At 62.1% G+C, this 6,734-nt stretch carries 15 protein-coding genes; all 15 read right to left on the reverse strand.

Annotated elements, in window-relative coordinates; all coding sequences use genetic code 11:
- Positions 1-20: 20 nt before the first annotated feature.
- Positions 21-599, reverse strand: coding sequence for a 50S ribosomal protein L5 (gene rplE / locus NKH83_RS19945; RefSeq protein ID WP_008875670.1), 579 nt, complete (start codon positions 597-599; stop codon positions 21-23).
- Positions 592-906, reverse strand: a complete 315-nt coding sequence (rplX, locus tag NKH83_RS19950; protein ID WP_254817150.1) for a 50S ribosomal protein L24 — start codon at positions 904-906, stop codon at positions 592-594. Before rplX ends, rplE begins: the two co-directional genes overlap by 8 nt.
- Before the next feature lie 12 nt (positions 907-918).
- Positions 919-1,287, reverse strand: coding sequence for a 50S ribosomal protein L14 (gene rplN, locus NKH83_RS19955; RefSeq protein ID WP_006205457.1), 369 nt, complete (start codon positions 1,285-1,287; stop codon positions 919-921).
- 82 nt (positions 1,288-1,369) lie between these two features.
- Positions 1,370-1,609 carry a 30S ribosomal protein S17 gene (gene rpsQ, locus NKH83_RS19960; RefSeq protein WP_023675136.1) on the reverse strand — a complete coding sequence of 80 codons (240 nt, stop codon included), beginning with the start codon at positions 1,607-1,609 and terminating at the stop codon, positions 1,370-1,372.
- Between the two features lie 11 nt (positions 1,610-1,620).
- A complete protein-coding gene (gene rpmC, locus NKH83_RS19965) occupies positions 1,621-1,821 on the reverse strand; it encodes a 50S ribosomal protein L29 (protein ID WP_006205459.1) in 201 nt (66 codons plus the stop codon).
- A gap of 13 nt (positions 1,822-1,834) precedes the next feature.
- A complete protein-coding gene (rplP, locus tag NKH83_RS19970) occupies positions 1,835-2,248 on the reverse strand; it encodes a 50S ribosomal protein L16 (protein WP_006205460.1) in 414 nt (137 codons plus the stop codon).
- 27 nt (positions 2,249-2,275) lie between these two features.
- Positions 2,276-3,001: a 30S ribosomal protein S3 gene (gene rpsC / locus NKH83_RS19975; RefSeq protein ID WP_023675137.1), complete on the reverse strand. Its 726-nt coding sequence runs from the start codon at positions 2,999-3,001 to the stop codon at positions 2,276-2,278.
- Positions 3,001-3,390, reverse strand: a complete 390-nt coding sequence (gene rplV / locus NKH83_RS19980) for a 50S ribosomal protein L22 (RefSeq protein WP_006205462.1) — start codon at positions 3,388-3,390, stop codon at positions 3,001-3,003. Before rplV ends, rpsC begins: the two co-directional genes overlap by 1 nt.
- Positions 3,391-3,392: 2 nt before the next feature.
- Positions 3,393-3,671, reverse strand: coding sequence for a 30S ribosomal protein S19 (gene rpsS, locus NKH83_RS19985; RefSeq protein WP_006205463.1), 279 nt, complete (start codon positions 3,669-3,671; stop codon positions 3,393-3,395).
- 16 nt (positions 3,672-3,687) lie between these two features.
- Positions 3,688-4,521 (reverse strand): 50S ribosomal protein L2, encoded by an 834-nt coding sequence (rplB, locus tag NKH83_RS19990; protein WP_023675138.1) that lies wholly within the window; start codon positions 4,519-4,521, stop codon positions 3,688-3,690.
- Between the two features lie 22 nt (positions 4,522-4,543).
- Complete coding sequence (locus tag NKH83_RS19995; RefSeq protein ID WP_006205465.1) at positions 4,544-4,837, reverse strand: 50S ribosomal protein L23; 294 nt, start codon at positions 4,835-4,837, stop codon at positions 4,544-4,546.
- Positions 4,834-5,454 carry a 50S ribosomal protein L4 gene (gene rplD / locus NKH83_RS20000; protein WP_023675140.1) on the reverse strand — a complete coding sequence of 207 codons (621 nt, stop codon included), beginning with the start codon at positions 5,452-5,454 and terminating at the stop codon, positions 4,834-4,836. The genes NKH83_RS19995 and rplD overlap by 4 nt, the downstream gene beginning before the upstream one ends.
- Positions 5,454-6,182, reverse strand: coding sequence for a 50S ribosomal protein L3 (rplC, locus tag NKH83_RS20005; protein ID WP_254817149.1), 729 nt, complete (start codon positions 6,180-6,182; stop codon positions 5,454-5,456). The genes rplD and rplC overlap by 1 nt, the downstream gene beginning before the upstream one ends.
- 96 nt (positions 6,183-6,278) lie before the next feature.
- Positions 6,279-6,587 (reverse strand): 30S ribosomal protein S10, encoded by a 309-nt coding sequence (gene rpsJ / locus NKH83_RS20010; RefSeq protein ID WP_006205468.1) that lies wholly within the window; start codon positions 6,585-6,587, stop codon positions 6,279-6,281.
- A gap of 63 nt (positions 6,588-6,650) precedes the next feature.
- Positions 6,651-6,734 (reverse strand): EF-Tu C-terminal domain-related protein (locus NKH83_RS20015; RefSeq protein WP_455749504.1); only part of this gene is annotated, 84 nt, incomplete at its 5' end.

The following is a 6,734-nucleotide window of genomic DNA, read 5'->3' on the forward strand; positions in this document are numbered from 1 at the left end:
TTTTCCTTTTCTCGCTGCCGTTACTGGCGGAAGGGGAAGTTGAAGGCCTTGAGCAATGCCCTGGCTTCGTCGTCCGTCTTCGCAGTCGTACAAACGATGACGTCCATGCCCCAGATCTGATCAACCTTGTCGTAGTTGATCTCCGGAAACACGATGTGTTCCTTGATGCCCATGGCATAGTTGCCACGGCCATCGAAGCTCTTCGGGTTGAGCCCGCGGAAGTCGCGGACGCGCGGCAGTGCGATGTTCACGAGGCGGTCGAGGAACTCGTACATGCGTTCCTTGCGCAGCGTGACCTTGGCGCCGATCGGCATCTTCTCGCGGACCTTGAAGCCGGCGATCGAGTTGCGGGCGCGGGTGACAACGGCCTTCTGGCCGGCGATCATTGCAAGGTCTTCGGCCGCGATCGAAGGCTTCTTCGAATCGCCGGTCGCCTCGCCGACGCCCATGTTCAACACGATCTTGTCGATGCGCGGAACCTGCATCTCGTTCTCGTAGCCGAACTGCTCCTGCAGCGCCTTGCGAATGGTCTCGTTGTAGACCTGCTTGAGGCGCGGCGTGTTCTGGGCAGTTGCCTGCTTGGTTTGAGCCTTAGCCATTGATGACTTCTCCCGAGCGCTTGGCGACGCGCACCTTCTTGCCGTCCTTCTGGAAGATGAAGCCGACGCGGGTCGGCTTGCCATCCTTGGGGTCGGCCAGCGCGATGTTCGACAGCTGGATCGGCGCTTCCTTGGTGATGATCCCGCCCTCTTGGGACTGGGACTGCTTCTGATGACGACGGATCAGGTTGACGCCGCGCACCAGCGCGGTGTCGTCCTTCGGCTGCACCGAAAGGACTTCGCCCGAACGGCCCTTGTCCTTGCCGGCCAGCACGACGACCTTGTCGCCTTTTCTAATCTTTTGCATTGGTCCGGCTCCTTACAGCACTTCAGGCGCGAGCGAGATGATCTTCATGTGGTTCTTGGCGCGGAGTTCGCGCGGAACCGGTCCGAAGATACGCGTGCCGATCGGCTCTTTCTTGTTGTCGACGAGAACGGCTGCGTTCTTGTCGAAACGGATCACGCTGCCGTCCGGGCGGCGGATGTCCTTGGCCGTGCGAACCACGACCGCCTTCATCACATCGCCCTTCTTGACGCGGCCGCGCGGGATGGCTTCCTTGATCGACACCACGATGATGTCGCCCACGGAAGCGTATTTCCGCTTCGAGCCGCCCAGCACCTTGATGCACATGACACGACGGGCGCCGGAATTATCCGCGACGTCGAGGTTTGTTTGCATCTGAATCATGACTGGCCGCCTTCTTCTTTTCTAACGGGACGGGTTTCTCACCCCTCCCCGGTCTGTCCAAAATTCGTTTCGTTGGCCCTGATCAGGCCTGGTCCGAAGACACCACGACCCAGCGCTTGTCCTTGGAAATCGGCTTCGATTCCTGGATGAACACCTGATCGCCGACCTTGTGGGCGTTGTTCTCGTCGTGCGCCTTGTACTTCTTGGTCATGCGCACGGTCTTCTTCATCACGGGATGCGTGAAGCGCCGTTCGACCTTGACGACAACCGTCTTCTCGTTCTTGTCGCTGACGACGGTGCCCTGCAGAATGCGCTTTGGCATGGTTTTCGTCCTTAAGCCTTCTTGGCCGCGGACTTTTCCGCAGCGATGGTCTTGATACGCGCAATGTCCTTGCGGACCTGCCTCACGCGCGCGGTCTTCTCAAGCTGGCCGGTGGCCTTCTGGAAGCGCAGGTTGAACTGCTCCTTCTTCAGGCTGGCCAGGTCGTCGGTCAGCTGGTCCTGGGTCTTGGTCCGGATGTCTTCGGCTTTCATGATCAGCCCGTCCTTATTCTGCGATGCGCTGTACGAAGCGCGTCCTGACCGAGAGCTTGGCCGCGCCGAGACGCAGCGCCTCACGGGCGGTTTCCTCGTTGACGCCGTCGATCTCGAACATGATGCGACCCGGCTTGACGCGTGCCGCCCAGTAGTCGACCGCGCCCTTGCCCTTACCCATACGGACTTCAGTCGGCTTCGACGTAACCGGCACGTCCGGGAAGATACGGATCCACACCCGGCCGGCGCGCTTCATCTCGCGGGTGATCGCGCGGCGGGCCGCCTCGATCTCACGCGCGGTGACGCGGTTCGGCTCAAGCGCCTTCAGCCCGAAACCACCGAAATCCAGGTTGGTGCCGCCCTTGGCGGTACCGTGGATGCGGCCCTTGAACTGCTTGCGGAACTTTGTGCGCTTTGGCTGCAGCATCGTTCTAACTCCAAATTCCTGACTGTCTTACGCGTTTTCGCGACGGCGACCGCGCTCGCGCTCACCACCACCGCCATGCGCATGATCGCCCTCGGTGGCGCGGCGCTCCGATGCCATCGGGTCGTGCTCAAGGATTTCGCCCTTGAACACCCATACCTTGACACCGCAGATACCGTAGGCCGTATTCGCCTCGGCCGTGCCGTAGTCGACGTCGGCGCGCAACGTATGCAGCGGCACGCGGCCTTCGCGATACCATTCCATGCGCGCGATCTCCGCGCCGCCGAGACGACCGGCGCAGTTGATGCGGATGCCTTCGGCACCGAGGCGCATCGCCGACTGGACGGCGCGCTTCATGGCGCGGCGGAACGCGATGCGGCGCTCGAGCTGCTGGGCGATCGACTGGGCGACCAGGGTCGCGTCGATCTCCGGCTTGCGCACTTCGACGATGTTCAGATGCGTCTCGGACTTGGTCATCTCCATCAGCTTCTTGCGAAGCTTCTCGATGTCGGCGCCCTTCTTGCCGATGATCAGGCCCGGACGCGCCGCATGGATGGTGACGCGGCACTTCTTGTGCGGACGCTCGATCACGACCTTCGAGATCGCAGCCTGCTTGAGTTCCTTCTCAAGATATTTGCGGATCTTGATGTCCTCGTGCAGCAGCTTGCCGTACTCGCCGGTGTTCGCGAACCACCGCGAATCCCAGGTGCGGTTGATGCCGAGACGCAGACCGATCGGATTGACTTTCTGGCCCATTATGCGGCCTCCCCTTTTTCTTCGACTTCACGAACGACGATCGTGAGGTGCGAGAACGGCTTCTCGATACGGCTGGCGCGACCACGGCCACGGGCATGGAACCGCTTCATGACAATCGACTTGCCGACATAGGCTTCCGCCACGATCAGCGCATCGACGTCGAGGTCGTGGTTGTTTTCTGCGTTGGCGATCGCCGATTCCAGCGTCTTCTTGACCGTGCCGGAAATCCGCTTGGCCGAGAATTCGAGGTCGGAAAGCGCTGTCGCGACCTTCTTGCCGCGGATCAGCGCGGCAACCAGGTTCAGCTTCTGCGGGCTGATACGGATCGTGCGCAACACGGCGCGCGCTTCGTTGTCAGCAAGCCTGCGCGGAGCTTTGGCCTTGCCCATGATTATTTCCTCTTCGCCTTCTTATCCGCGCCGTGACCGTAATAGGTCCGGGTCGGAGCGAATTCACCGAACTTGTGACCGACCATGTCCTCGTTCACCGAGACGGGAACGTGTTTCTGGCCGTTGTAGACACCGAAGGTGAAGCCGACGAACTGCGGCAGGATGGTGGAGCGGCGGCTCCACATCTTGATCACCTCATTGCGACCACCTTCACGAACCTTGTCCACCTTCTTCAGAAGGTAGCCGTCGATGAAGGGGCCTTTCCAAATCGAACGAGTCACTTGGCGTTACCTCTTCTTAGCTCTTGCGCTGATGGCGCGAGCGCAGGATGAACTTGTCGGTCGCCTTGTTGGACCGCGTCTTCTTGCCCTTGGTCGGCTTGCCCCAGGGCGAAACCGGATGGCGGCCACCCGAGGTGCGGCCTTCGCCGCCGCCATGCGGATGGTCGACCGGGTTCATGGTCACGCCGCGATTGTGCGGACGTTTGCCACGCCACACGGTGCGGCCAGCCTTGCCGTCATTGATGTTGCCGTGGTCCGGGTTGGACACGGCACCGACAGTGGCCATGCAGGAGCCGTGGACGACACGCTGCTCGCCCGAATTGAGGCGCAGGATCGCCATGCCCTGGTCGCGGCCGACGAGCTGGCCATAACCACCGGCCGAACGGGCGACCTGAGCGCCCTTGCCAGGCTTCAGCTCGATATTATGGACGATCGTGCCGACCGGCATCGAGGCCAGCGGCATCGCATTGCCCGGCTTCACGTCGACCGATTCACCGGCTACGATCTTGTCGCCGGGAGCCAGACGCTGCGGGGCGATGATGTAGGACAGCTCGCCATCGTCGTACTTGATCAGCGCGATGAAGGCGGTGCGGTTCGGATCGTACTCGATACGCTCAACCGTACCGACGACGTCGAACTTGCGGCGCTTGAAGTCGATGATGCGGTAGGTGCGCTTGTGACCGCCGCCGATGAAGCGGGCCGTGATGCGGCCGTAATTGTTGCGGCCGCCCGACTTGGTCAGGCCTTCGGTCAGGCCCTTGACGGGCTTGCCCTTGTAGAGGCCCGAGCGGTCGACGATGACCAGCTGACGGGTGCTCGGCGTTACCGGGTTGAATTTTTTCAGTGCCATTGTTCTGTCCTCGCGACCTTGCTCAGAGACCCGTCGCGACGTCGATCGACTGGCCGTCGGCCAGCGTCACAACCGCCTTCTTGACGTCGCTCTGGCGGCCGATCGTGCCGCGGAAGCGCTTGATCTTGCCCTTGCGGACAAGCGTGTTCACAGCCATCACCTTGACGCCGAACAGCGCTTCGACGGCGGCCTTGATTTCCGGCTTCGACGCCTTCTTGGCGACATTGAAGACGACCTGGTTCTGCTCGGAAGCCATGGTCGACTTTTCGGTGATCGCCGGCGAGACGATCACGTCGTAGTGACGAAGGTCGGTCATTTGAAGCGCTCCTCGAGAGCCTCGACGGCGGCCTTGGAAAGGACCAGCGTGCCGCGGCGCAGAATGTCGTAGACGTTGATGCCCTGGATGGGCAGCACGTCGATGTTCGGGATGTTGGTCGCCGCCAGCTTGAAATTCTTGTCAAGCTCGGCGCCGCCGATCACCAGGGCGTTGCTCAGGCCCAGCGTCGCGAAATTCGCGATCAGTGCCTTGGTCTTGGCCTCGGTCAGCTTCAGCTCGTCGATGATGATGATCGACGCGCTTTTGGCCTTGGCCGAAAGCGCATGCTTGAGACCGAGCGCACGCACCTTCTTCGGCAGATCGTGCTCGTGGCTGCGCACGACCGGGCCGTGGGCCTTGCCGCCGCCGCGGAACTGCGGAGCGCGAGCCGAATGGTGACGGGCGCGGCCGGTACCCTTCTGCTTGTACATCTTGGCGCCGGTGCGGGCGATTTCCGCGCGGCCCTTGGCCTTGTGCGTGCCCTGCTGCTTCTTGGCGAGCTGCCAGCGCACGACGCGCTGCAGGATGTCCTCGCGCGGATCAAGGCCGAAAATCTCTTCGGAGAGCTTCAGCTTGCCGGCGTCCTTGCCGCCAAGCGTTGTAATCTTGAGGTCCATTATTCCGCTCCCTCTGTGGCCGGGGCCTCGTTCTTGGCGGCACCATCGGTTGCAACGGCGCGGATCGCGGCGGGCTTCGGCGCATTGGCCGGAAGCGCAACCTTGGCCGCATCGCGGACCAGGATCCATGCACCCTTCGAACCCGGGACCGCACCGCGGATCAGGATCAGGCCACGATCGGCGTCGGTCGAGACGACCTCGACATTCTGCGTGGTGACGCGGGTGTCACCCATGTGGCCGGCCATATGCTTGCCCTTGAACACCTTGCCCGGATCCTGGCGCTGGCCGGTCGAACCGTGTGTACGGTGCGACACCGAGTTGCCGTGCGTGGCGCGGCCGCCACCCATGTGGTGCCGCTTGATGACGCCCTGGAAACCCTTGCCGATCGTGGTTCCCGTCACATCGACCTTCTGGCCGACGACGAAATGCTCGACGGTGATCTCGGCGCCGACATCGATCATGTTGTCGGCGGAGACGCGGAACTCGGCAACCTTGGCCTTAGGCTCGACGGAAGCGGACGCGAAATGGCCGCGCATCGCCTTCGACGTGTTCTTCACCTTGGCAAGGCCAACGCCGAGCTGGACGGCGGTATAGCCGTTCTTCTCCTGCGTGCGCTGCGCCACGACCTGGCAGTTCTCCATCTGGAGAACAGTGACGGGAACATGTTCCCCGGCATCGTTGTAGATGCGGGTCATTCCCACCTTCTTTGCAATCACACCTGAACGCATCGGTTCAATTCCTTTAGAGTTCCCTGTCGGGGCTGTCGCCCCTCCACGCCTCTTGTTCCTTCAGAGTTCCGGGTCGCCCCGCTGACCTCTGGTTCCTTAGAGCTTGATCTCGACGTCGACACCGGCGGCCAGGTCGAGCTTCATCAAAGCATCGACCGTCTGCGGGGTCGGGTCGACGATGTCGAGCAGACGCTTGTGCGTGCGCATCTCGAACTGCTCGCGGCTCTTCTTGTCGACGTGAGGCGACCGGTTGACCGTGAACTTTTCGATCCGCGTCGGCAGCGGAATTGGGCCGCGGACGTTGGCGCCGGTGCGCTTGGCGGTCGACACGATTTCCCGTGTCGAGGCGTCGAGCACCCGGTGATCAAACGCCTTCAGGCGGATGCGGATATTCTGTCCGTTCATGCGTCACTTCCTTGTTCTGGCGCGGCGCGGGCAGCGCCCGCGACAGATCGGTTTAAGTCCAAATTACTCTTTGATGGTGACGACGATGCCGGCACCGACGGTGCGGCCGCCTTCACGGATGGCGAAGCGCAGCTTCTCTTCCATGGC

The organism is Mesorhizobium sp. M0909 (assembly GCF_040319515.1).
Classification (GTDB): Bacteria; Pseudomonadota; Alphaproteobacteria; order Rhizobiales; family Rhizobiaceae; genus Mesorhizobium.